The following is a 23,849-nucleotide window of genomic DNA, read 5'->3' as shown; positions in this document are numbered from 1 at the left end:
CTCAGCGCACCTCGCTCATCCAGTTGTCGTCCTCGACACGCAGCCGCATCAGGGCGCCATGGCCGACCTCGACCTGGAGCAGCTGTTCGCGGGGCAAGCCGCGAGCACTCGCCAGCAGCAAGCGCATGACGCCCCCATGGGTCACCAGCAGGACGCGCTTGCCGGCATGTCTGGAGCGCATGCGCTGAATGGCGGCCGTTACGCGCTCCGCAAAGGCTGCCACCGGCTCGCCCTCGGGTGGCGTGAAGGCATAGGGATCGGTCCAGAACCGCCCCAGCGCGTCGGCATCGGTCTCCATCAACTGCGCCGCGCTGCGACCTTCCCATTGCCCGAAATGCAGCTCCTGCAGGGCGGGGTCGCGGAACACCGGCAACCGCAGGCGCGCGCCAAGTTCGTCGGCGAAGAGGCCACAGCGCTGTAACGGCGAGCTGACCAGGACGTCCCAACCACCGTGGTTCGCCACGGCCTCGCGCATCTGGGCCCAGCCTTTGGCGGTCAGGGCATCGTCGAGACTGCCGCGCAATCCGCCGCCTTGTTCGGTTTCGCCGTGGCGCAGCAGGTCGAGGATCATGCCGGGCGATCCGCTACGGCGGCTTCGGCGAAGGTCGCCATCTGGCCGTGCAGGGCACAGGCCAGGCGCAGCAACGGGACCGCCAGGGCCGCACCGCTGCCCTCGCCCAGGCGCAGGCCGAGGGCAAGCAACGGCTCGGCATCAAGGGCGCCGAGCACCGCCTGATGGCCGGGCTCGGCGCTCTGATGACCGAACAGCAACCATGGCTGGCAGTGCGGATTGATACGGACCGCGACCAGCGCGGCGACGCTGCAGATGAAACCGTCCACGAGCACGGCGATGCCTAGCTGGGCACAGCCCAGGTAGGCACCGACCAGGGCGGCGATCTCGAAACCGCCCACACAGGCCAAGGCCTTCAGCGGATCGCCAGGCTGTAGCGCGTGCAGCGTCAATGCACGTGCTATGACATCTGCCTTATGCCGCACGCCGGCGCTGTCCAGGCCGGTGCCAGGCCCGCTCAGCTCGGACGGCGAGCACGCCAGGAGCACGCTGGCCAGGGCGGCGGCGGCCGTGGTATTGCCGATGCCCATCTCGCCACCGATGAACAACTGCGCGCCCTGTTCGTTCGCACGCATGGCAGCCTCGCGGCCTGCCTGCAGGGCTGCCTCGAGCTGCTGCTCGGATATCGCCGCCTGCCGGGCAAGATTCGCCGTGCCCGGGCCGATATGCAGATGCCGAACGCCCGGCAGTTCCAGGCTGGGATCGATGGTGCCCAGGTCGATGACATCGAGCCTGGCACCCAGCTGCTGCGCCAATACGCTGATCGCCGCGCCGCCACCGACGAAGTTGCGCAGCATCTGCCCGGTCACTTCCTGCGGATACGCCGAGATCCCCTCTTCCGCCACGCCATGGTCAGCCGCGAAGATCGTGATGCTGACCTGCTCAAGGGCGGGTCGCTCGCACCCTTGCAGACCCGCCAGGCGCACGGCCAGGGCTTCCAGCTGGCCGAGCGAACCGCTGGGTTTGGTCAATTGTCGTTGACGAACCAGAGCCAGCTCCCTGGCGGCGCCGTCAGGTGTTTGGCAGGCATCGCGCCACCAGGCTTGAGTCATAAGGTAGGTCCCTTGAGCATGAGAGGAAGGCCGGCGACCGTGAGCACCACGCGCTGGCAACGTTCGGCCACGGCTTGGTGCAGCCAGCCGGCCTGATCGACATAGCGACGGGTCAATTCGCCCATGGGTACCACCCCCAGGCCGGTTTCGTTGCTGACCAGGACAAGCGTCCCTGGCAGCGTTTGCAGGCAGTCGAGCAGTGCGTCGCGCTCGGCCTCGAGCCGCTGCGGGTCATCGAGCATCAGCAGATTGGTCAGCCACAGGGTCAGGCAGTCCACCAGCAGGCAGCGATCCGCCGCCGCTTCGGCGCGCAACACCGCGGCCAACGCCAGCGGTTCCTCGATCAGACGCCACTCGGCCGGGCGGCGATCGCGGTGCAGGCGAATACGCTCGTTCATTTCGCCATCCAGGGGTTGGCTGGTGGCGATGTAGGTCACCGCCAGGCCGCTGGACGAGGCCAGTTGCTCGGCCAGCCGGCTCTTGCCGGAACGGGCGCCGCCAAGGATCAGGTTGAGCATGTCAGTCGAGTCCACAGAGTTGTCGCAGGCGCGCACCGTCCAGGTGTTCTTCCACCAGGTCGGCCAGGCGCTCGATATCGCGTTCACGCAGGGCTGCATAGTCGATGAGCCGGACGTCTTCGAGCCCGGCCCAGCGCAGCAGCGCGGCACAGGACTCGCCGCTTTCGAACAGCCCGTGGAGGTAGGTGGCAAGCACCTGGCCATCCTCGCTGATCGCACCGTCGTGGCGTCCATCCGCCAGGTGCAGCGCCGGGCGCTCGAGGGCGGCGCCCGTGGTCACGCCGGCATGAATCTCGTAGCCGCTGACCGGCATCCGCTCGAGCTGCAGCGTTCCCGAGACATTGCGCAGCTGCTTGTCCGCTTCCAGGACCGTCCTGTAGTCGAGCAGGCCCAGCCCGGAACTGTCGCCGGGCGCGCCTTCCAGGCCCAGCGGGTCGCGCACCTGCAGGCCGAGCATCTGCAGGCCACCACAGATGCCGATGAGCTTGCCGGCATAGCGCAGGTGCCGTGCGATGGCCTGCTCCCAGCCACGGGCACGCAGCTGGGCGAGATCGCTGCGGACACTCTTGGAGCCGGGCAGGATGATCAGGTCGGCGGGCGGAATCGGCTGACCGGGGCCGATGAATTGCAAGTCCACCTGAGGATGCAGGCGCAGGGGGTCGAAATCGGTGTGGTTGCTGATGCGCGGCAGCACGGGGACGATGACCTTGAGAACGCGTCCCTCCTTGGCGGGCTGACGCGCATCGACGGCATCCTCGGCTTCCAGGTGCAGATCGGTGACGTACGGCAGCACGCCCAGCACCGGTTTGCCGGTACGTTGCTCCAGCCAGTCCAGGCCCGGCTGCAGCAGCGCGATATCGCCACGGAAGCGGTTGATGACGAAGCCCTTGACCCGCGCCTGTTCGCTGGGCGAAAGCAGCTCGAGCGTGCCGACCAGGTGGGCGAAGACGCCGCCGCGGTTGATGTCGGCGACCAGGATCACCGGGCAGTCGACCGCCTCGGCGAACCCCATGTTGGCAATGTCGCCGGCACGCAGGTTGATCTCGGCCGGGGAGCCCGCGCCTTCGACCATCACCACCGGATAGGCCTGGCTCAGGCGCTGGTGCGACGCCAGCACCGCCTGCATGGCGATGGCCTTGTAGTCGTGGTAGGCAACGGCGTTCATGCAGGTCACGGCGCGACCGTGGATGATCACCTGGGCGCCTGTGTCGCTATTGGGCTTGAGCAGGACCGGATTCATGTCGGTATGCGGCGCCAGACGGCAGGCCTGGGCCTGTACCGCCTGGGCCCGGCCGATCTCGCCGCCATCGTCGGTCACGGCGCTGTTGAGGGCCATGTTCTGAGGCTTGAACGGCACCACGGCGACGCCTTGGCGCAGTAGCCAGCGACACAGCGCGGTCACCAATGTGCTCTTGCCGGCATCGGATGTGGTGCCTTGTACCATGAGGGTAGTCATGCCGATTCCTTCTGATAGATCGCGAGGGCCTGGCCCAGTCGTTGCCAGTCTTCCTCCGTGGCGGGCAGGCCTAGACGCAAGGCCGAGGGCTGTTCGAACAGGCGTACCAGGATGCCGCGTCGGGCGAGGAACTCGTGCAGCCGCGCAGCCCGCTCGATCCGCACGTACTGGAACAGCTCGCAACCGCCAGCAGGGCTCAGGTCGGCGCTGTCGAGCAGGCGTGCCAACCGTTGGCTGGCGGCCGCGCAACGGTGTTTCTGCGACGCATGGGCAGCGGTGTCCAGCAGGCATGCCTGGGCGAGTGCGCGGGTCGGTCCGCTGATGGCCCAGGGGCCAAGCCATTCCGCCAGTCGCTGCAACAGCGAGACCTGGGCCACAACGAACCCGAGGCGCACCCCGGCCAGGCCGAAGAACTTGCCGAACGAGCGCAGCACGATCAGGCCAGGCCGCTGGGCAGCCCCGACGATGCTGTGCTGGGGCGTCATGTCCATGAAGGCTTCGTCGACCACCAGCCAGGCGCCGCGACGGCTGAGTCGGGCATGCCAGTCCAGCAGGCGCTGCGCGGACAGCAGGCCGCCGGTAGGATTGTTGGGGTTGACCACGACCAGTACATCGAGGCTGTCGAGCGCCTGTTCGGCCCGGGTTTCATCCATGTCCACCAGCGCATGGCCAGCCCGTTGCCAGGCGTGGGCGTGTTCGGCGTAACAAGGTGACAGCACGCCGACTTTGCCGGGGCGGCGCAGGTACGGCAGTGCCTGGATCGCCGCCTGCGATCCGGCGACCGGCAACAGGTGTTCGACCTGGTAATAGGTACGCGCTGCCTGCTCCAGACCATCCTCCATCTCCGGCAGGCGAGCCCAGGCCTGCGTGGCAATCGGCGGAATCTCGAAAGACCAGGGGGCAATCCCGCTGGACAGGTCGAGCCACTGCTCCCGGGGGATGCCATAGTGCTGCACGGCCCGCAGCAGGCGACCGCCATGTTCAAGCATGGAGTTCCGCTCCCAGGCAGATCAGCAACAGCCACAGCCAGACGCCCTTGCGTACCAGCTGCCAGCCACGCTCGACGGAATCGGCGTTCGCCTCCGGCCCCTCGCCCAGGCGCGGACGCTCGTGCAACTCGCCGTGATAGACCGCTGGCCCGCCCAGTTCCACGCCCAGCGATCCGGCGCCCGCCGCCATCACCGGGCCAGCATTCGGGCTGTCCCATAAGGGTGCCTGGCGACGCCAGCAGGCCAGAGCCAGGCGGGTCTTGCCAAGCACCGCATAGGTCAAGGCCACCAAGCGCGCCGGCACATAGTTGAGCACGTCATCGATGCGCGCCGCCGCCCAGCCGAAGCGCTCGAAGCGTTCGTTGCGATAGCCCCACATGGCGTCCAGGGTATTGCTCAGGCGATAGAGGACCACGCCCGGCGCGCCCGCGACAATGAACCAGAACAGCGCCGCGAACACCGCATCGCTACCGTTTTCGAGTACCGACTCGGTGCCGGCGCGAGCGATGGCGGGCGCGTCCAGTTCGCCGGTTTCGCGGCTGACCAGGTAACCCACGCGTCGTCGCGCCTCTTCCAGGTCACCGCGGCGCAGGGCTTCTGCCACGGGCAGCACATGTTCGCCCAGGCTGCGCATGCCCAATGCGACATACAGCGCGAGAATGTCGACCAGCCAGCCGATATACGGCAGCCAGGACAGGATCAGGGCAACCAGGGTCAAGGGCACCACGGCGATGAACCAGGCACTGACGCCATGGCTGCGCCAGCCTCGGCCACCGGCGTTCAGACGCTGCTCCAGGCGCGATGCCAGACGACCGAACGCGACCAGCGGATGGCGGCGTTGCGGCTCGCCGAGCAAGGCGTCCAGCGCGACGCCGGTCACGGTCAACAAGGCCACGCTCATCGTCTGGTCCCCCATTGGTTCTCATACAGCATTTCACTCAAGGGTTTCTCTTCGGCCCAGCCTTCCCGAACCAGCATGGGGGTCGGGTAGAACTCGGCGACCGGTCCCAGGCACAGCACTGCCAGCGGCTTGGCGCCAGCGGGCATGCCCAGCAGGTCGGCCAGGGCGCCAGGCTCGAACAGGGACACCCAACCCATGCCCAGCCCTTCGGCGCGGGCCGCCAGCCACAGGTTCTGGATCGCGCAGGACAACGAAGCCAGGTCCATCTCCGGCAAGGTGCGGCGACCGAAGATGTGCGGCTCGCGATTGTCCATCAAGGCCGCCACCAAGACTTCGGCGCACTCGCCAATGCCTTCGACCTTGAGTTGCATGAAGGCATCGGAACGTTCTCCCAGGGCCTGGGCGGTGCGCACGCGCTCTTCCTCCACCAGTGCCTGGATCCGTTGCCGCAATGCGCGATCGCTGATGCGGATGAAGCGCCATGGCTGCATCAGGCCCACGCTGGGTGCCTGGTGCGCGGCGCCGAGCAGTCGCGTCAGCAGCTCGGGGGCCACCTCGCCACCCGTGAAGTGGCGCATGTCGCGTCGCTCGCCAATCACGCGGTAGACCGCGGCGCGCTCGGCTTGGCTGAAATCCTGTGTACTCATGGTCGTAGCAACGCCGCCGCCACGTCGGGCCCGGAGGGGAAATAGAAATGCACGTACGACGCCGTGAGCCGACCGCATCGATAGACCGCTTCGGCTCCGCGCCCGCCATTGGGGCTTTGCCCTCGGGCGATCGGGTCGAGCGGCGTGCTGGTCAGCGAGTGGTGATAGGTATGCCCACGCAGGCTGCCTTCGGGCAACTCGACCTGCTGCAGGGCCAGGGCCGCCAGGCGCTTCTGCATGGTCGCCTCGCCAGGCAGCAGGCCGAGCAGGTGCGCACGTTCGCCGGCGACATCGGTCAAGGCATCGAGCAGGTAGAGCATTCCGCCGCACTCGGCGAGCAAGGGTTTGCCTGCCTGATGATGGGCACGAATGGCTTCCAGCATCGACCCATTGGCCGCGAGGGCATGGTGGTGCAGCTCAGGGTAACCGCCTGGCAGGTAGAGGCTGTCGACGCTGGGCGGACGCTGGTCATGCAGCGGCGAGAAGAAGGTCACATCGGCACCCATGGCGCGCAGCAGATCGAGGTTGGCCCCATAGAGAAAGGCAAAGGCTTCATCACGGGCCACGCCGATGCGCACGCCCTCCAGTAGCCGCTCCGGCGGCGACAGTTCGGGCGCGGCAAAGGTCACTGGCGGCGGCAGCGTGGCGTCACAGCTGGAGCCCAAGGCGTCGGCGGCCGCATCCAGGCGCGCATCGAGGTCGTTCAATTCGCTGGCCTGGACCAGGCCCAAATGTCGGCTTGGCAATTCGATGCCGCTTTCGCGCGACAGCCCACCGTACCAGCGCAACCCTTCGGTCAGGCTGCCTTCGAGCAATTGCGCATGGCGCAGGGTGCCGACCCGGTTGGCCAGGACCCCGGCGAACGGCAGGTCCGGCTGGTAGCGCGCCAGACCCAATGCCAGGGCGCCGAAAGTCTGCGCCATGGCCGTCCCATCGATCACGCCAAGCACCGGCACACCGAAGTGACGGGCCAGGTCCGCACTCGACGGGGTACCGTCGAACAGGCCCATGACCCCTTCGATGAGAATCAGGTCGGCGTCGGCGGCAGCCTCCCAGAGCAGGCGACGGCTTTCCGCTTCGCCGATCATCCACATGTCGAGCTGGTACACGGGCGCACCGCTGGCGCGCTCGAGGATCATCGGATCGAGGAAATCGGGCCCGCACTTGAACACCCGCACCTTGCGACCGAGGTTGCGGTGCAGGCGCGCCAGGGCCGCGGTGACCGTGGTCTTGCCTTGCCCGGAGGCCGGTGCCGCGATCAGCACCGCCGGACACTGTCGGGGCTGGCTCACAATTCGACGCCCTTCTGCGCGCGAATCCCGGTCTGGAAGGCGTGCTTGATCATGCCCATCTCGGTGACGGTGTCGCCCAGCTCGACCATTTCGGGCTTGGCGGCACGTCCGGTGACGATCACGTGCTGCATGGGCGGGCGGGCCTGCAGGTCGTTCAGCACCTGTTCCAGGTCGAGGTAGCCATGCTTGAGCGCGATGTTCAATTCGTCGAGCACCACGAACTGGATCGAAGGATCCTGCAGCATCTGCCGCGACACCGCCCAGGCCGCTTCGGCGGCGGCGACGTCACGCTGGCGGTCCTGGGTCTCCCAGGTAAAGCCCTCGCCCATCACGTGGTAGCGCACCTGCTCGGGAAAGCGCCGGAAGAACAGCTCTTCGCCCGTGCTGTTGCGGCCCTTTATGAACTGCACCACGCCGCATTGCATGCCGTGACCGAGGGCCCGCGCCAGCATGCCGAAGGCTGAGCTGCTCTTGCCCTTGCCGTTGCCGGTCAGCACCAGCAGCAGGCCGCATTCGTTAGGGGCGTTGGCGATACGCTCGTCGATTATCGCCTTCTTGCGCTGCATGCGCGCGAAGTGGCGTTCGTCACGCTCGGTGGATTCGCTCATCGAAGTTCTCCGCAAGCTGTCGGTGCATCGGCAAGGCGACGCACGCTGGCGGGTACCAGGCGACGACAGGTAAATGGACAGGCTCACGGGAACACGCAGGGCTACGGCAGACACCGCCATGCACCGCGCATCACCCTCCGTGATGCCGTTGGCTGTAACAGGCCGGTCTCCGGACTCGTGAGCGGGGCTGATAACCCGGAACCGCGCGCCTTCCCGGGTACGGGCACCCAGTGGCCATGCGCAGCCTTGACTCACTTACCGTTGCGGGGGCAGCGCCGGACTCGCGCCTTTAAAGGCGCCCACCGGCTTCCCAGTTTCACTCTGCCGGACCATGGTCCGCAGAGCACCTGAAACACGCCGCGAAGGGTAGAGGGTTGCACCCTGAGCGTCAATGAAAGGGGCAGGATTCGACCGCTTGCGGCTTTCCAGAAGCGCTTTAGCCACACAGTCGCCCTGCCCTGCCGGCAAATGAACCTACAGGCGACTCGTCGCATCTCAATCTTGACACCCAACGAGGACATCGAGCATGGAGAAGTCACGCATTGCGGTACTGCTGGTACTGGCTACGGGTCTGGCAGGCTGCGGCGAGACCGCCCTGCTCAATGTCAGCGATGGCACCGGACCGTCGCCCCGGTTACCCGCGCCCAACAAAACCCTGCTGCCCACCGTCAACATCGCACCGGCAATCGGCTGGCGGGACGGAGCGTACCCCACCGCCGCATCAGGCACGCGCGTGGTCGCCTTTGCCGAGGGGCTCGACCATCCGCGCTGGCTGTACGTGTTGCCCAATGGCGACGTGCTCGTGGCCGAGACCAACGCGCCACCCCGCCCGGAGGAAAACAAGGGGATTCGCAACTGGGTCCAGGCCAAGGTGATGAAGAAAGCGGGTGCGGGCGTCCCGAGCGCCAACCGCATTACCTTGCTGCGTGATGCCGACCACGATGGCGTCGCGGAGATGCGCCTGCCTTTCATCGAAGGGCTCAACTCGCCATTCGGGATGACCCTGGTAGGCAAGGACTTCTATGTCGCCGACACCGATCGTCTGCTGCGCTTCCATTATGAGCCAGGGGCCATGCAGATAAAGGCGCAGGGCGCCAAGGTCGTCGACTTGCCGGGCGGAGAACTGAACCATCACTGGACCAAGAACGTGGTGGCCAGTCGCGATGGCAAGAAGCTCTATGTGACGGTCGGTTCGAACAGCAACGCCGGTGAAAACGGCCTGGACAAGGAACAGGGTCGCGCGGCGATCTGGGAGGTCGACCCGAGCACTCGCCAGAAGCGGCTATTCGCCTCCGGCCTGCGCAATCCTAACGGGCTTGCCTGGGAGCCCAACAGTGGAGCGCTTTGGACCGCCGTCAACGAGCGCGACGAAATCGGTAGCGACCTGGTGCCCGACTACATCACTTCGGTCAAGGATGGCGGTTTCTACGGATGGCCCTACAGCTACTACGGCCAGCACGTGGACGAAAGGGTCAAGCCGCAAGACCCGGCCAAGGTGGCCCAGGCCATCGTGCCGGACTATGCGGTCGGTCCCCATACGGCGTCGCTGGGCCTGACCTTCGCCGAACCGGATGCGCTGCCAGCCCCTTTCGACCGCGGCGCCTTCATTGGCCAGCATGGCTCGTGGAACCGCAAGCCGCTCAGTGGCTACAAGGTGATCTTCGTGCCGTTCGACGCCCAAGGCAAGCCGGCCGGCAAGCCGGTCGACCTGCTCACCGGCTTCGTCGACAAGGATGGCAACGCGATGGGGCGCCCTGTGGGCGTGGTGAACGACAGGCAGGGCGGTCTGTTGGTGGCCGACGACGTGGGCAACGTGATCTGGAGAGTCAGCAAGGCGCCCTGATGACAAGCTCGGGGCCATTCGGCCCGAGCCCGGGATCTCAGGGATTTTGCGCCAGATGACCTTGAGGCAGTACGCGCTTGGCCTGCAGGTAGGCCCTGGCCCAATAGCTGTTGGACAGGAAGTCCAGACGTACGGTACCGCCGGTGCGCGGGGCATGCACGAAACGCCCTTCGCCGACATAGATTCCGGCATGGCTCACCTGCGAGCCGCCGTTGGTGGCGAAGAACACCAGATCACCGGACTGCAACGAATTGATATCGATGCTCGGAGCACGCATGACGATCATCTCGCGGGTCGATCGCGGCAGACTGATACCGGCGGCATCGCCGTAGACGTATTTGATCAGGCCACTGCAGTCGAAACCGGAATCAGGGGTATTGCCACCCCAGCGGTACGGGGTACCGACCAGACCGATGGCGCGGAACAGCACGTCCGCGGCAACGGGAGAGAATGACGGTTGGCTCGACATCACCACCGGCTTGGCTACGACGACCGGAGGAGGAGCCGGAGCGTGACTCGAGCAGGCAGCGAGCAAGGCTGCCAGAGATAGGAATGCGAAGCGCGCCAACATCGCCATGTCTGAACTTCCTGTCAGAAGCTGTTCGGTCGGAACCGGAAAGAGTTGAGAAACTAGATTAGACGCTTTCTGTAAATACGCACGGCGGCTCGCTTTTCAGCTACGCCGCCGTGTCAGAGTATTGCGCGGGAGATTCAGTTCCGAGAAATCATCGTCGGTGCCATCGCCAAGGCGCGCTTGGCCTCGATGAAAGTCTTGCTCCAGTAGCGATCGCCGAGGTTGTCGATGCGCACGCCACCGCTGCGGCGGCTGCTGGAATGGATGAACTGGTTGTCGCCCAGGTAGATGCCCGCATGGCTCACACGACCACGACCGTTGGTGCTGAAGAACAGCAGGTCGCCCGGCTTGAGCTTGTTGCGCGACACCTTGGGGGCATCGACATTGATCATTTCGCGGGTCGAACGCGGCAGGGTCATGCCGGCTTCCTCGCGGAACAGATAACCGATGAAGCCACTGCAGTCGAAACCGGACTTCTCCGAGGTGCCGCCGAAGCGGTAGCGCGTGCCGATCAACGCCATGCCGCGCTCGAGGATGCTGTCGGCAAGGGCTGGCAACTGGTAAGGCTTGCTGTTGCTGGAGAAGGCTTCGAGCTCTTCTTCACCCGCCACTTCCGGCTCGCCGAATACGGCCGAAACCGATGGCTTGGCCTTTACGGGGGCCTGGGTGACAACAGGGGTGTGTTCCTGAGGCTGGGTAATCGGGCCATTGGCCGCGCAGCCATAAAGCAGGGTCACGAGTGCGAGTGGCACGAGGGGTGCGAAGCGACTGAGCATGGGCACGACCGTGGCTGAGATCCTGGAAGCGGGAAACTATGCCTTCTATCGAATCCATTTGCAAATTCAATCGAAAAAAATGTGACTTTTTCGTTTTGGCGCTGTAGTCCGCGGTTTTCCAAGCTACCAGCCGAGGGTTTCCTTGAGGAAAGGAATGGTCAATTTGCGCTGGGCCTGCAAGGAAGCCTGGTCGAGTCGTTCGAGCAGATCGAACAGCGCGCTCATGCTGCGCGTACCTCGGGTAAGAATGAAATGACCGACTTCATCGGTCATCTGCAGACCACGCCGCGATGCCCGCAGCTGCAGGGCACGCAGCTTGTCTTCGTCGGTCAGGGCGCGCATCTGGAAGATCAGTGCCAAGGTCAGGCGCGACTTCAGGTCGGGCAGCTTGATCGGCAGTTCCCGCGGCGAGCTGGAGGCCGCGAGCAACAGGCGGCGACCGCTGTCACGCAGGCGGTTGAAGAGGTGGAACATGGCCTCTTCCCACTCCGGCTTCCCGGCGATGACATGCAGGTCGTCGAGGCAGACCAGCTCGTATTGCTCGAGATGGTCGAGCAGTTCGACCCCACGGTTGAGCAAGTGCGCCAGCGGGAGGTAGACGGCGGGCTCGCCGCATTGCTGGAAACGGTGAGTGGCGGCCTGGAGCAGGTGGGTGCGACCCACGCCCTGTTTGCCCCACAGGTAGATGAGGCTTTCGGTCCAGCCGGCGTCGGCTTCGCACAGCCGCTCGACGTAGCCCAATGCCGCGGCATTGGCGCCCGGATAGTAGTTGATGAAGGTGGCGTCATCGCGCAGACGCACACCCAGGGGCAACTGGATCGGTTTCATGCTGGCGGGCGGTCGCGAGGGACCACAGGGGGCCTTTGGAGGACGGTGCGCAAAGTCTATACCTGCTACGCCAGCGGCACAATCAGCCCGGGGAAGAGCGCAAGGAAAATCAAAGGCTTGCGCCCTGCCCCGGTATTCACAGTTCCGGGTCCACATCGCCCGCATACAGGTCCGACCCTTTGTACAGGTCATGGACATGACGCAGCAGCACCATGATCACCGCCGCCACCGGCAAGGCCAGCAGCACGCCGGTGAAACCGAACAGCTCGCCGCCCGCGAGGATGGCGAAGATCACCGCCACCGGATGCAGGCCGATGCGATCGCCGACCAGCAACGGCGTCAGCACCATGCCCTCCAGCGCCTGTCCCACTATGAACACCGCGACGATACCGAGCATCGGGTAGAAGTCGCCGCCGAACTGGAACAGACCGGCAATCAGCGCCGCGCCGATCCCGATGATGAAGCCCATGTACGGCACGATCGCCGCCAGCCCCGCCAGCAGGCCGATCAGCAGTCCCAGTTCGAGCCCCACCAGCATCAGGCCACCGGCATAGATTATCCCCAGCGCGACCATCACCATCAGCTGGCCACGAATGAAGGCGCCCAGCACTTCGTGGCACTCCCCGGCCAGCTTGATCACCTGACCCTCGCGCTGGCGCGGGAGCAGGCCGCGCAGCTTGGCCATCATCAGGTCCCAGTCACGCAGCAAGTAAAAGCCGACGACGGGAATCAGCACCAGGTTGGCGAGCCAGGCGATCAGCGCAAGGCTCGAAGCCGTCGCCTGGGAGAGCAGCATGCCGACGATGTCGGTCGTCTGCCCCATGTGCGCGCCAATGGCGGCCTTGATCTTGTCGAACTTCCAGAACCCGTCGGCCAGGCCCAGTCGACTCTGCACCCAGGGCAGGGCCACGTGCTGCAACCAGTCGAGCATCTGTGGCGTCAGCTCGTACAGGCGCACCAGCTGCTTGGCGAGCATCGGGATGAGCACCAGCAGCAAGGCCAGGAACACCAAGGTGAACAGGCTGAATACCACGACGACGCCCCAGGTACGCGAGAGGCCCATCCGTTCGAGACGGTCGACCAGTGGGTCGGCCAGGTATGCCAGCAGGATGCCGATCAGGAACGGCGAGAGGATACCGTGCAGCAGGTACAACAGCACGGCAACGAGCAGGGCGATACCCACCCAGGCCCAACGGCGCATGTCCGTCATAGGTGACACTCCTTACCAGCCAAACCGCAGGCCATCGAAAGGCACCGGCGCAGGTGTGGGCGTAAGCGCAGGCGCTTCACCGGGTTGTTGCGCGGTCGGTGCTTCGGGCGTGACGGGCATCGCCGCCTCGGGAGGCAGCTCACGCAGTTTCGCCAGGCCGAGCTGCGCGCGCAGTTGGTCCGGGTTGCCGGTAAGGGCGTAGGTCAGGGTCGTGCCATCGGCCAGTTGCAGGCGCGGACCGTAAGATTCAAGGACTCGACCCAGTTCGGCATAACGCTGCAGGGTCATGTCTTGCACCTGGATCCGCAGCTCGCCGCTGGCGCCTGGCCGGGTGACGAAGCGTGGCGCGAGGCGGCTGCCGACCGCCGACATGACCGCATCGGCCAGGGCCGCCTGATCGGCGGCTTCCACCGTCCCCTGTTCGCGCTGGTCGCCTAGCCACAATTGCCATTTGCCTTGCCACTTGCCATCGGCCTCGACGGCATGGACGGTCAAAAGCGCATCCGCCCCATAGCGCTCGGAGGCCTCACGCAGGGGGCCGGGGTCCTTGTCGTCCAACTGCTTGCCATTGGCCACCAATTGCTCCTGCAGGTCGGCCAGCGGCAGGCGCAATGGCAGGCCCCGGTGCTGCGCCGCCCGGCGCAGCGTCACGGCACTGGATTGACCGTCGCCGACCAGACTGCTGCCCTCGACACTGTCGAAAAGCCACCAGCCGAGAATCGAAGGTCGGTTGCTCCCCCACAGTGCCAGCCCAGCCTTGCGCAATGCCCGATCGGTGCTGCCAGGATCGAACTCGACCATTACCGTTTCCGGCGGCCCGGCCTCGAAGCCGAACTGACTGATGATCTGCTGCGGATCCTTGCGCAGCTCGGCCAGCGCAGGGCTGCGGGCTGCCTTGGAGTCGCCGGTGAATCGCTGCACCAAGGTGTCCAGCGCCTTGCCGGTGGCGTCGGCGCGCGCCTGGGCGCCCTCCCCGACGACAGGCTCGCGCACTTGGTACAACCCGGTAACGGTTTCGGCCTGGGCCGCGACGCTGACGAAAGCGAGGCAAGCCACTGCCAGATAATTTAGAAGACGCATGGGGTATTCCTGTCCTGTTGACCTGGGGGCGCGGAGCCCGGGCATGCTGACTGTGACCGCGAGGCCGCGATGAACGCTCAGCGTCGCCGGGCTATCTGGTCCCGTCGCCATGCCTATACCTTATACAGCCAACGGCGCGGCAACCAGTCGCGTACGGTCTGCGGAAGTTTTTGGCGTTTTCCGGCCTGCCCGTCGGCCTGAGGATGGCCGCTGCCCGGCAACCCTGATAAAATCGCGCGCCTTCGCAGACCAGCGACGTTCAGGCAGCCGCACCTCCATATCCGGCCTTGTCCCTCGCGGTCGATTTTTCGAATCCCTCCCCCTAAAGGCCTGGATCATGAGCAAGCAACCCTCCCTGAGCTACAAGGACGCCGGTGTAGACATCGACGCCGGTGAAGCATTGGTCGAACGCATCAAAGGCGTGGCCAAGCGCACGGCGCGCCCGGAAGTCATGGGTGGCCTGGGCGGTTTCGGCGCTCTCTGCGAGATCCCGGCCGGCTACAAGCAGCCAGTCCTGGTCTCCGGCACCGACGGTGTCGGCACCAAGCTGCGTCTGGCACTGAACCTGAACAAGCATGACAGCATCGGCCAGGACCTGGTCGCCATGTGCGTCAACGACCTGGTCGTCTGCGGTGCCGAGCCGCTGTTCTTCCTCGACTACTACGCCACCGGCAAGCTCAATGTCGATGTAGCCGCCACCGTGGTGACCGGCATCGGCGCCGGCTGCGAACTGGCCGGCTGCTCGCTGGTTGGCGGCGAAACCGCCGAAATGCCAGGCATGTACGAAGGTGAAGACTACGACCTGGCCGGTTTCTGCGTGGGTGTAGTGGAAAAGGCCGAGATCATCGACGGCTCCAAGGTTGCCACCGGTGATGCCCTGATCGCCCTGCCTTCGTCCGGTCCGCACTCCAACGGCTACTCGCTGATCCGCAAGATCATCGAAGTCTCCGGCGCCGACATCGAGACCATCGACCTGGACGGCAAGCCGCTGACCGAACTGCTGATGGCGCCGACCCGCATCTACGTCAAGCCGCTGCTGCAACTGATCAAGCAGACCGGCGCGGTCAAGGCAATGGCCCACATCACCGGTGGCGGCCTGCTCGACAACATTCCGCGCGTGCTGCCCAAGAACGCCCAGGCAGTGGTCGACGTGGCCAGCTGGCAGCGTCCAGCCGTCTTCGACTGGCTGCAAGAGAAAGGTAATGTCGACGAGCACGAGATGCACCGCGTACTGAACTGTGGCGTCGGCATGGTCATCTGCGTGGCCCAGGACCAGGTCGAAGGCGCCCTGCAATCCCTTCGCGATTCCGGCGAACAGCCCTGGGTCATCGGCCACATCGCCGCCGCTGCCGAAGGTGCCGCGCAGGTCGAGCTGCAGAACGTCAAGGCGCACTGATGCCTGGCAAGACCTGTGATGTCGTGGTGTTGCTGTCAGGATCCGGCAGCAACCTGCAAGCGTTGATCGACAGCAGTCTCGAGCAGGACAACCCGATGCGCATCCGGGCGGTGGTTTCCAACCGCGCCGACGCCTACGGGCTGCAGCGCGCCCAGGCAGTGGGCATCGAAACCGCCGTGCTGGAGCACAGCGGTTTCGATGGGCGCGAAGCTTTCGACGCGACCTTGATGGACCTGATCGACGGTTTCGCACCGGACCTGGTGGTGCTGGCAGGTTTCATGCGTATTCTCAGCGCCGGCTTCGTGCGCCACTATCAGGGACGCCTGCTCAATATCCATCCCTCGCTGCTGCCCAAGTACAAGGGCCTGCACACCCATCGCCGGGCCATCGAGGCAGGCGACGCCGAGCACGGTTGCAGTGTGCACTTCGTCACCGAGGAACTCGATGGCGGCCCCTTGGTCGTACAGGCTGTGATATCGGTGACGCCCGACGACACCCCGGAGTCCCTGGCTAAGCGGGTCCACCGCCAGGAACACCAGATCTACCCACTGGCAGTGCGCTGGTTCGCCGAACAACGCTTGCGTCTTGGCGACGAGGGTGCATTACTGGATGGCCAACCGCTGACGGCCAGCGGTCATTTGATTCGACTCTAGGAGAGATTATGCGTCGCGCCCTGCTCTTGGCTCTCGCCGTGCTTGCCCTGCCCCTCCAGGCAGCTGAACTGAAGCCTTTCTCGGCGAGCTACACCGCCGACTGGAAGCAGCTGCCCATGAGTGGCACCGCTGAACGTAGCCTGGAAAAGAATGCCAACGGTACTTGGAACCTGAATTTCAAGGCGTCCATGATGATCGCCAGCCTGACCGAGCAAAGTACCCTGCGCATGGAGAACGACACCTTGCTGCCGCAGACCTACCACTTCGAACGCGGTGGGCTGGGCAAGGCCAAGAAGGTCGACCTGGACTTCGACTGGAACAGCAAGAAGGTGACCGGTAGCGACCGTGGCGATGCGGTCAACCTGCCCTTGAACCGCGGCGTGCTCGACAAGTCGTCCTATCAGCTCGCCTTGCAGCACGACGTTGCGGCGGGCAAGAAGAGCATGACCTACCAGGTGGTCGACGGTGACGAGATCGATACCTACGACTTCCGCGTGCTCGGTGTCGAGAAAGTCACCACCAAGACCGGCCAGGTCGATGCGGTCAAGGTCGAGCGCGTGCGAGACCCGAGCCAGAGCAAGCGCATCACCGAGCTGTGGTTCGCCAAGGAATGGGAGTATCTGCTGGTGCAGTTGCGTCAAGTGGAGACCGATGGCAAGGAGTACGTGATCGTGCTGCAGGACGGCACGGTCGATGGCAGGTCGGTCAAGGGCAAGTGATGGTGTGCTGATCTGGAAACCCCGCCTGGTGCGGGGTTTTCTGTTTCAGGGTTGCAGGAAGCCTCGCGGGGCCAGCCCCCCTCACAACGGGTACGGTGCAACGCAGACACGCTCCAGGTGGCGAGCGGGCTTGCCCCGCGACGAGGCCCTCAGCCTCACAGAGGATTTAAAGGACACAATGCCAAGCCTCAGCATCTGGAATCCCGAACGCTCGTCCTTAACTAACCGGCATTGCACCCAGTACAAGATTTTCTGATCGTGACTGCAGAGAAGCTGCACTCAGTAACTCTGACAATGGCTGAGCCCTACCCTTCTCAGCTCCACATGAAAGATCTTTCATCCCCATTTTATTTACTTAGTCAGCTAACAAACCCTATAAAGAAGGCGTGCGACACAGTGTCGCATCTAACCGAAAAGTGGAGTTTGCCGATGACTGTTCAAGTAACCGAACGTGACGAATCGAAAATGTCCCACGAAGGCCTGGCCGCCGGTGTGCGGATCTGGGATGTCCATCAGCAAGGTCAGCTGGTCGGGATGTTCCATGATGAATCCGAGGCCAATCAGTACCGCAGCGAGCTGGAATCACTCGAGACCCAGCGCGCCACGCAATAACCCGTATTGCACGAAAAACCCCGCCAAGGCGGGGTTTTGTCTTTTACCACATCAGATCGTCCGGGATCTTGTAAGCCGCATACGGATCGTCCGCATCCGGTTCCTCGACCTGGGTGTTCAGCAGCAGGATGCGCCTGGCATCACGCTCCTGGATCTTGACTGCCGCTTCGCGAGGGATCACCTCGTACCCGCCGCCATGAGCAACGATCGCCAACGAACCGCTGCTCAGCTTGCTGCGCATGAGGGCGTTGACCGCGATGCGCTTGACCTTCTTGTCATCGACGAAGTTGTAGTAGTCCTCGGTGGTGAGCTTGGGCAGGCGCGACGCTTCGATCAGTTGCTTGACCTGGGCGGCACGGGCCTTCTGTTCGGCCTTTTCCTGTTGCTGACGATTCAGCTCCTGGTCGCGCCTGGCCTTCTCGGCCACGGCCTCCCTGGCCTGACGCTGCTGGCTGTCGTCGATTTCCACCTGGCCTTTCTGCTCCAGGCGTTTCTGTTTCTTTTCGGTTTTGTTGACCTGCTTGACCTGTTTCTGGTTGACCAGTCCGGCCTTGAGCAATTGGTCGCGAAGGGAAAGGCTCATCGATGTTCACTCACTTATGCATCGGCTCAGCCGCAGCTGGGCAGGTTCTTTTCCTGACGCTTGGCTTCACCCCAGAGGGCGTCCAGCTCGTCGAGAGTACAATCTTCAATCGGCCGGCCATTATCGCGCAATGCCTGCTCGATGAAACGGAAACGACGTTCGAACTTGCGGTTGGCACCGCGCAGTGCGTTTTCCGGGTCCAGCTTGAGGTGCCGGGCAAGGTTGACGGTGGCGAACAGCAGATCGCCGACTTCGTCCTCGATCGCCCTGGGGTCGCTGCCGGCCATGGCCTGCAGCACCTCGTCCAGTTCCTCGCGCACCTTGTCCAGTACCGGCAATGCGTCGGGCCAATCGAAGCCGACCTGGGCCACACGTTTTTGCAGCTTGGCCGCCCGTGACAACGCTGGCAAGGCCGCGGGCACATCGTCGAGCAACGACAATTGCTCCGGCACCTGCTTTTGTGCCCGTTCCTCGGCTTTGATTTCTTCCCAGCGCCGCTTGACCTGGGCTTCGCTCAGGCTCGGCGTGTCCAGCGGCGCATGCAGGTCGCCGGTGGGGAAGACATGCGGGTGACGACGAATCAGCTTGCGGGTAATGGCATCCACCACCCCGGCGAACTCGAAGCGTCCCTCCTCACGGGCCAGCTGGCTGTAGTAGATCACCTGGAACAGCAGGTCACCCAGCTCGCCCTGCAGATGCTCGAAATCGCCACGCTCGATGGTATCGGCGACTTCATAGGCTTCTTCCAGGGTATGCGGGACGATACTGGCATAGTCCTGCTTCAGGTCCCATGGGCAACCGTGCTGCGGATCACGCAGGCGGGCCATGAGCTGGAGCAGATCATCAAGGGTGTAGGTCATCTCGGGTCCTATGGATCGCGGGCCCACTCACGGGCCCGCGATCGATGTGATCAGGGCGTGCGGTTACGGCGCGTCTCGATGATGTTGGGCAACTGCGAGATTCGTCCCAGCAGGCGCCCGAGGGCATCCAGGCCGGGGATCTCGATGGTCAGCGACATCAGCGCGGAGTTGTCTTCCTTGTTCGAGCGGGTATTGACCGCCAGCACGTTGATCTTCTCGTTGAGCAGCACCTGCGAGACATCGCGCAGCAGCCCCGGGCGATCGTAGGCACGGATGATGATGTCGACCGGGTAGGTCTGCACCGGCACCGGCCCCCAACTGACCTGGATGATACGTTCGGGCTCGCGGCCCGTCAGTTGCAGCACCGAGGCGCAGTCCTGGCGGTGAATGGTCACCCCGCGGCCCTGGGTGATGTAGCCGACGATGGCTTCGCCCGGCAACGGCTGGCAACAGCCGGCCATCTGCGTGAGCAGGTTACCGACACCCTGGATCTGGATATCGCCCCGCTTGCCCGAACGCACGCCGGTAGCCTTGCGCAATACCAGCTCGACCTGCTCGCTGCGTTCCGGCTCGAGCAGTTGCTGGGCAGCGTTGACCAGGTGCGCCAGGCGCAGGTCGCCAGCGCCGAGAGCGGCGAACAGGTCTTCGGCGGTCTTGAGGTTGGCCTTCTCCGCCAGGCGCTCGAAGTCGACCTGCGGCAGGCCCAGGCGGCTCAGCTCACGCTCGAGCAAGCTCTTGCCGGCCGCGACGTTCTGGTCGCGCGCCTGCAGCTTGAACCAATGGACGATCTTGGCCCGCGCGCGCGAGGTGGTGACGTAGCCCAAGTTGGAGTTCAGCCAGTCGCGGCTCGGGTTGCCGTGCTTGCTGGTGATGATCTCCACCTGCTCGCCGGTCTGCAGGCTGTAGTTGAGCGGGACGATGCGCCCGTTGATCTTGGCGCCACGGCAGTTGTGGCCGATCTCGGTGTGCACCCGGTAGGCGAAGTCCAGCGGCGTCGCGCCCTTGGGCAGATCGATGGCGTGGCCGTCCGGAGTGAAGACGTACACCCGATCAGGCTCGATATCGACGCGAAGCTGCTCGGCCAGGCCGCCGATGTCGCCCAGTTCCTCGTGCCACTCCAGCACCTGACGCAGCCAGGAGATCTTCTCTTCGTAGTGGTTGGAGCTGGGTTTGACGTCGGTGCCCTTGTACCGCCAGTGCGCACAGACACCCAGCTCGGCCTCTTCATGCATGCCATGAGTACGGATCTGCACCTCGAGCACCTTGCCCTCGGGCCCGATGACGGCGGTATGCAAGGAGCGGTAGCCGTTTTCCTTGGGGTTGGCGATGTAGTCGTCGAATTCCTTGGGAATATGCCGCCAGAGGGTGTGGACGATACCGAGCGCGGTATAGCAATCACGGATTTCGGGAACCAGCACGCGCACGGCGCGCACGTCATAGATCTGGCTGAACTCGAGACCCTTGCGCTGCATCTTGCGCCAGATCGAATAGATATGTTTGGCTCGGCCGCTGATATCGGCGTTGACGCCGGTAGCCAGCAATTCATTCTGCAACTGATTCATCACATCGCTGATGAAGCGTTCGCGATCGAGCCGACGCTCGTGCAGGAGCTTGGCGATCTGCTTGTACTGATCCGGCTCCAGGTAGCGGAAGGACAGATCCTCCAGCTCCCACTTGATGTGCCCGATACCCAAGCGATGGGCCAGAGGCGCATAGATGTCGAAGACCTCGCGCGCAACGCGCAGTCGTTTCTCGTCGTCGGCAGCCTTGACCGCGCGTATCGCGCAGGTACGTTCGGCCAGCTTGATCAGCGGCACGCGTACGTCGTCGACCATGGCCACGAGCATCTTGCGCAGGTTCTCGACCTGCGCCTGCGAACCCAGCACCAGCGATTGGCGCGGGTTAAGGCTTGCACTGATGGCAGCCATGCGCAGGACGCCATCGATCAGCTTGGACACCACCGGCCCACATCGCTGCCCCACTTCGGCAAGGGTGACCTTGCCTTCGCGGACCGAGCGGTAGATCACCGCGGCCACCAGCGAATCCTGATCCAGCTTGAGGTCGGCAAGAATTTCCGCGATTTCCAGGCCAGCCTGGAAACTGGAGGTCCCGTCGGCCCAGGAATGCTTGGTCGGGTTACCTTTCTTCTCGACCTCCAGGGCGAACTCGCAGGCCTCCTTCAGCGCCGCGCGATCGAGCGCCGAATCGACGCTTACCACATGATCCAGCCATCCTTCGAGATTGATACTGCCGTCTTTGTTGACCGGCTGGTGTACTCTCACCTGTACCATCTTTTATCTACCTTTCCATACAGCGCACCACGCGGGCGCGCTGGCAAACACCTGCGCCGCTCCCGATCCGTGGGAGCCGCACCAAGGGGCCAGTCGTGACTAGCCCGCTTCGAATAACGCCATGGCCTCGACATGTGCCGTCTGAGGAAACATGTCGAGAATCCCGGCCCTTTTTAACCGGTAACCCTGACCGACCAGCACCTGCGCGTCTCGCGCCAGCGTGGCCGGGTTGCACGATACGTAGACCAGGCGCTTGGCGCCCAGTCGTGCGATGTGTTGCACCACCTCGAAAGCACCGTCGCGCGGTGGATCCAAGAGTACCGCAGAAAAGCCTTCGTCAGCCCATCCCGCTTCGGCCAGAGGCTGCGATAGATCGGCCTGGAAGAACCGCGCGTTCTGCACATTGTTGGCCCGCGCATTGGCCGCGGCGCGGTCGACCATGGCCTGCACCCCTTCCACCGCCACCACTTCGCGCACCTGCCTGGCCAGCGGCAAGGCAAAGTTGCCGAGGCCGCAGAACAGGTCGAGCACCCGCGCATCCTTATCCGGCGCCAGCCAATCCAGCGCCTGCTCGATCATTGCCGTGTTGACCTGAGCGTTGACCTGGATGAAGTCACCTGGACGCCAGGCCAGTTCGAGATTCCAGGGCTCGAGCCTGAAGCCCAGCTCTTGCCCGGCCTCGACCGGCGTGGGCGGTCCTTCACCCTGCAGCCACAGTTGCGCGCCGGCCTCATAGCAGAACGCTAGCATGCGATCGAGATCCTGGCCCGACAAAGGCGCTACATGACGTAACAAAAGCGCCTGCGCGGTACCGCTGAACAATTCGACGTGGCCCAGCGCCTGCGGCTTTTCCAGGCTTCGCAAGAGCGTTGGCAGATGGCGCATGATCGACTGCAAGGGCTGTACCAGAACCGGACATTCCTCGATGGCCACGATTTCCTGGCTGGCCTCGGCGCGAAAGCCGACATCCAGCTGGCGCGTCTTCGGGTCCCAGCGCACCGCCACGCGTGCTCGTCGCCGGTAGCCGAACTCCGGGCCGACCAGAGGCGCGGCCCAACTTTCCGGTACCACGCCAGCGACGCGCTGCAATTGCTCGGCCAGTTGCCGTTGCTTGAGCCCGAGCTGATCCTCATGCGGCAAATGCTGCAGATTGCAGCCTCCGCACCGGTCGAAATGCTTGCAAGGGGCCAGGCGACGTTCCGCGCTGACGTTCAGTACCCGCTCCAGCCGTGCCTCGACGATCTTGCCCCGGGCATTGAGCACCCGCGCCTCGACGGTTTCACCGCCCAACGCGCCACTGACGAACCAGGTCCGCCCGTCATGGAACGCGATGCCGCGGCCGTCACCGGCAAGGCGCTCGATGTCCAGACGCTGCTTCTTGCCGACCGGCACCTGGGAAGGGCGATCACCGCCGGCGGGCTGGAAGCGCAGGCCACTCGTACGTTTCTGTCTGGACATCAGGTAGCGTCGAACAGGCCGGTGGACAGGTAGCGGTCGCCGCGGTCGCAGATGATCGCCACCATCACGGCGTTCTCGACTTCACGCGACAGACGCAACATGGCTGCCACGGCGCCGCCGGAGGACACGCCGCAGAAGATGCCCTCTTCACGCGCCAGGCGACGGGTGGTCTGCTCCGCCTCTTCCTGGGACATGTCGAGCACACGGTCGATACGCTCGGCGTCGAATATCTTCGGCAGGTACTCTTCCGGCCAGCGGCGGATACCGGGAATGGACGAGCCTTCCATCGGTTGCAGGCCGACGATCTGTACTGCCGGGTTCTGTTCCTTGAGGTAGCGCGAGCAGCCCATGATGGTTCCGGTGGTGCCCATGGAACTGATGAAATGGGTAATCGTGCCTTCGGTCTGGCGCCAGATCTCGGGGCCGGTGCTGGCGTAGTGAGCTTCCGGATTATCGCCGTTGCCGAATTGGTCGAGTACCAGGCCGCGACCCTCGGACTGCAGTTTCTCGGCCAGGTCGCGAGCCCCTTCCATGCCCTCTTCCTTGCTGACCAGGATCAGCTCCGCGCCATAGGCGGTCATCGCGGCCTTGCGTTCGGGGGTGGAGTTGTCCGGCATGATCAGGATCATCTTGTAGCCCTTGATCGCCGCCGCCATGGCCAAGGCGATGCCGGTATTGCCCGAGGTGGCTTCGATCAGGGTATCGCCGGGCTTGATCTGGCTGCGCAGTTCCGCGCGCGCGATCATCGACAATGCCGGCCGATCCTTGACCGAGCCGGCCGGATTGTTGCCTTCGAGCTTGAGCAGAAGCGTGTTGCTGGTCTCGCCACCCAGGCGCTGCAGGCGAACCAGGGGCGTATTGCCGACGCAATCGGCGATAGTTGAGTACTGCATGGTCATGGCGTATTTCGCAATCTGGACGGCAGGGGCGAC

24 protein-coding genes and 1 riboswitch are annotated in these 23,849 nt (G+C 64.5%); of the genes, 5 read left to right on the top strand and 19 right to left on the bottom strand.

Annotated elements, in window-relative coordinates:
* Window position 1: 1 nt before the first annotated feature.
* From G7009_RS18885 to cobO, 9 genes are read right to left on the bottom strand one after another with little or no spacing between them, the layout of a single operon-like run.
* Window positions 2-571, bottom strand: coding sequence for a histidine phosphatase family protein (locus G7009_RS18885; protein WP_181131593.1), 570 nt, complete (start codon window positions 569-571; stop codon window positions 2-4).
* On the bottom strand, window positions 568-1,623 hold the full coding sequence (cobT, locus tag G7009_RS18880; protein WP_181131591.1) for a nicotinate-nucleotide--dimethylbenzimidazole phosphoribosyltransferase: 1,056 nt from the start codon (window positions 1,621-1,623) through the stop codon (window positions 568-570). The genes G7009_RS18885 and cobT overlap by 4 nt, the downstream gene beginning before the upstream one ends.
* Window positions 1,620-2,141, bottom strand: coding sequence for a bifunctional adenosylcobinamide kinase/adenosylcobinamide-phosphate guanylyltransferase (gene cobU, locus G7009_RS18875; protein WP_181131589.1), 522 nt, complete (start codon window positions 2,139-2,141; stop codon window positions 1,620-1,622). The genes cobT and cobU overlap by 4 nt, the downstream gene beginning before the upstream one ends.
* A 1-nt stretch (window position 2,142) precedes the next feature.
* Window positions 2,143-3,597: a cobyric acid synthase gene (locus G7009_RS18870; RefSeq protein WP_181131587.1), complete on the bottom strand. Its 1,455-nt coding sequence runs from the start codon at window positions 3,595-3,597 to the stop codon at window positions 2,143-2,145.
* Window positions 3,594-4,586, bottom strand: coding sequence for a threonine-phosphate decarboxylase CobD (gene cobD / locus G7009_RS18865; RefSeq protein ID WP_181131585.1), 993 nt, complete (start codon window positions 4,584-4,586; stop codon window positions 3,594-3,596). Before cobD ends, G7009_RS18870 begins: the two co-directional genes overlap by 4 nt.
* Complete coding sequence (gene cbiB, locus G7009_RS18860) at window positions 4,579-5,487, bottom strand: adenosylcobinamide-phosphate synthase CbiB (protein WP_181131638.1); 909 nt, start codon at window positions 5,485-5,487, stop codon at window positions 4,579-4,581. Before cbiB ends, cobD begins: the two co-directional genes overlap by 8 nt.
* Window positions 5,484-6,134, bottom strand: a complete 651-nt coding sequence (gene bluB, locus G7009_RS18855) for a 5,6-dimethylbenzimidazole synthase (RefSeq protein ID WP_181131583.1) — start codon at window positions 6,132-6,134, stop codon at window positions 5,484-5,486. Before bluB ends, cbiB begins: the two co-directional genes overlap by 4 nt.
* The gene (locus tag G7009_RS18850; RefSeq protein ID WP_181131582.1) at window positions 6,131-7,426 is read right to left on the bottom strand and encodes a cobyrinate a,c-diamide synthase; all 1,296 of its coding nucleotides are present in this window, start codon (window positions 7,424-7,426) and stop codon (window positions 6,131-6,133) included. The genes bluB and G7009_RS18850 overlap by 4 nt, the downstream gene beginning before the upstream one ends.
* A complete protein-coding gene (gene cobO / locus G7009_RS18845; RefSeq protein WP_181131580.1) occupies window positions 7,423-8,034 on the bottom strand; it encodes a cob(I)yrinic acid a,c-diamide adenosyltransferase in 612 nt (203 codons plus the stop codon). The genes G7009_RS18850 and cobO overlap by 4 nt, the downstream gene beginning before the upstream one ends.
* Before the next feature lie 143 nt (window positions 8,035-8,177).
* Window positions 8,178-8,400, bottom strand: a riboswitch (cobalamin riboswitch).
* Window positions 8,401-8,560: 160 nt separating this feature from the next.
* Between cobO and G7009_RS18840 the strand changes: the two genes are divergently transcribed.
* Window positions 8,561-9,877 (top strand): PQQ-dependent sugar dehydrogenase, encoded by a 1,317-nt coding sequence (locus G7009_RS18840; RefSeq protein WP_181131578.1) that lies wholly within the window; start codon window positions 8,561-8,563, stop codon window positions 9,875-9,877.
* Window positions 9,878-9,914: 37 nt separating this feature from the next.
* Here G7009_RS18840 and G7009_RS18835 read toward each other — a convergent pair whose 3' ends face one another.
* The 5 genes from G7009_RS18835 to G7009_RS18815 all read right to left on the bottom strand — a co-directional run bounded on the left by G7009_RS18835 (window position 9,915) and on the right by G7009_RS18815 (window position 14,345).
* The gene (locus G7009_RS18835; protein WP_181131576.1) at window positions 9,915-10,454 is read right to left on the bottom strand and encodes a C40 family peptidase; all 540 of its coding nucleotides are present in this window, start codon (window positions 10,452-10,454) and stop codon (window positions 9,915-9,917) included.
* Window positions 10,455-10,588: 134 nt separating this feature from the next.
* On the bottom strand, window positions 10,589-11,227 hold the full coding sequence (locus G7009_RS18830; RefSeq protein WP_181131574.1) for a C40 family peptidase: 639 nt from the start codon (window positions 11,225-11,227) through the stop codon (window positions 10,589-10,591).
* A 123-nt stretch (window positions 11,228-11,350) separates the two neighbouring features.
* Window positions 11,351-12,055, bottom strand: coding sequence for a DnaA regulatory inactivator Hda (hda, locus tag G7009_RS18825; protein WP_181131572.1), 705 nt, complete (start codon window positions 12,053-12,055; stop codon window positions 11,351-11,353).
* 136 nt (window positions 12,056-12,191) lie between these two features.
* Entirely contained in the window at window positions 12,192-13,265 is a 1,074-nt protein-coding gene (locus tag G7009_RS18820; RefSeq protein ID WP_181131570.1) for an AI-2E family transporter, read from the bottom strand.
* Window positions 13,266-13,277: 12 nt separating this feature from the next.
* Window positions 13,278-14,345 carry a DUF2066 domain-containing protein gene (locus tag G7009_RS18815; protein ID WP_181131568.1) on the bottom strand — a complete coding sequence of 356 codons (1,068 nt, stop codon included), beginning with the start codon at window positions 14,343-14,345 and terminating at the stop codon, window positions 13,278-13,280.
* Window positions 14,346-14,682: 337 nt separating this feature from the next.
* Here G7009_RS18815 and purM point away from each other — a divergent pair, with 337 nt between their 5' ends.
* The 4 genes from purM to G7009_RS18795 all read left to right on the top strand — a co-directional run bounded on the left by purM (window position 14,683) and on the right by G7009_RS18795 (window position 17,725).
* On the top strand, window positions 14,683-15,741 hold the full coding sequence (gene purM / locus G7009_RS18810; protein WP_181131566.1) for a phosphoribosylformylglycinamidine cyclo-ligase: 1,059 nt from the start codon (window positions 14,683-14,685) through the stop codon (window positions 15,739-15,741).
* Window positions 15,741-16,394: a phosphoribosylglycinamide formyltransferase gene (purN, locus tag G7009_RS18805; RefSeq protein WP_181131564.1), complete on the top strand. Its 654-nt coding sequence runs from the start codon at window positions 15,741-15,743 to the stop codon at window positions 16,392-16,394. Before purM ends, purN begins: the two co-directional genes overlap by 1 nt.
* An 8-nt stretch (window positions 16,395-16,402) precedes the next feature.
* Complete coding sequence (locus tag G7009_RS18800) at window positions 16,403-17,113, top strand: DUF3108 domain-containing protein (RefSeq protein ID WP_181131562.1); 711 nt, start codon at window positions 16,403-16,405, stop codon at window positions 17,111-17,113.
* Window positions 17,114-17,542: 429 nt separating this feature from the next.
* Window positions 17,543-17,725 carry a hypothetical protein gene (locus tag G7009_RS18795; protein ID WP_181131560.1) on the top strand — a complete coding sequence of 61 codons (183 nt, stop codon included), beginning with the start codon at window positions 17,543-17,545 and terminating at the stop codon, window positions 17,723-17,725.
* A gap of 43 nt (window positions 17,726-17,768) precedes the next feature.
* Here the strand turns inward: G7009_RS18795 and G7009_RS18790 are convergent, their stop codons facing one another.
* From G7009_RS18790 to cysM, 5 genes are all read right to left on the bottom strand, one after another.
* Complete coding sequence (locus tag G7009_RS18790; RefSeq protein WP_181131558.1) at window positions 17,769-18,308, bottom strand: DUF2058 domain-containing protein; 540 nt, start codon at window positions 18,306-18,308, stop codon at window positions 17,769-17,771.
* A gap of 26 nt (window positions 18,309-18,334) precedes the next feature.
* The gene (gene mazG, locus G7009_RS18785) at window positions 18,335-19,168 is read right to left on the bottom strand and encodes a nucleoside triphosphate pyrophosphohydrolase (protein ID WP_181131556.1); all 834 of its coding nucleotides are present in this window, start codon (window positions 19,166-19,168) and stop codon (window positions 18,335-18,337) included.
* Window positions 19,169-19,218: 50 nt separating this feature from the next.
* Window positions 19,219-21,459, bottom strand: a complete 2,241-nt coding sequence (gene relA, locus G7009_RS18780; RefSeq protein ID WP_181131554.1) for a GTP diphosphokinase — start codon at window positions 21,457-21,459, stop codon at window positions 19,219-19,221.
* A gap of 99 nt (window positions 21,460-21,558) precedes the next feature.
* Complete coding sequence (gene rlmD, locus G7009_RS18775) at window positions 21,559-22,917, bottom strand: 23S rRNA (uracil(1939)-C(5))-methyltransferase RlmD (protein WP_181131552.1); 1,359 nt, start codon at window positions 22,915-22,917, stop codon at window positions 21,559-21,561.
* Entirely contained in the window at window positions 22,917-23,816 is a 900-nt protein-coding gene (cysM, locus tag G7009_RS18770) for a cysteine synthase CysM (protein ID WP_181131637.1), read from the bottom strand. The genes rlmD and cysM overlap by 1 nt, the downstream gene beginning before the upstream one ends.
* Window positions 23,817-23,849: the final 33 nt, after the last annotated feature.

The organism is Pseudomonas capeferrum (genome assembly GCF_013523055.1).
GTDB lineage: Bacteria > Pseudomonadota > Gammaproteobacteria > Pseudomonadales > Pseudomonadaceae > Aquipseudomonas > Aquipseudomonas capeferrum_A.
The sequence above is the reverse complement of the archived record's forward strand: the minus strand, read 5'-3'. Positions and strand labels throughout refer to the sequence as shown.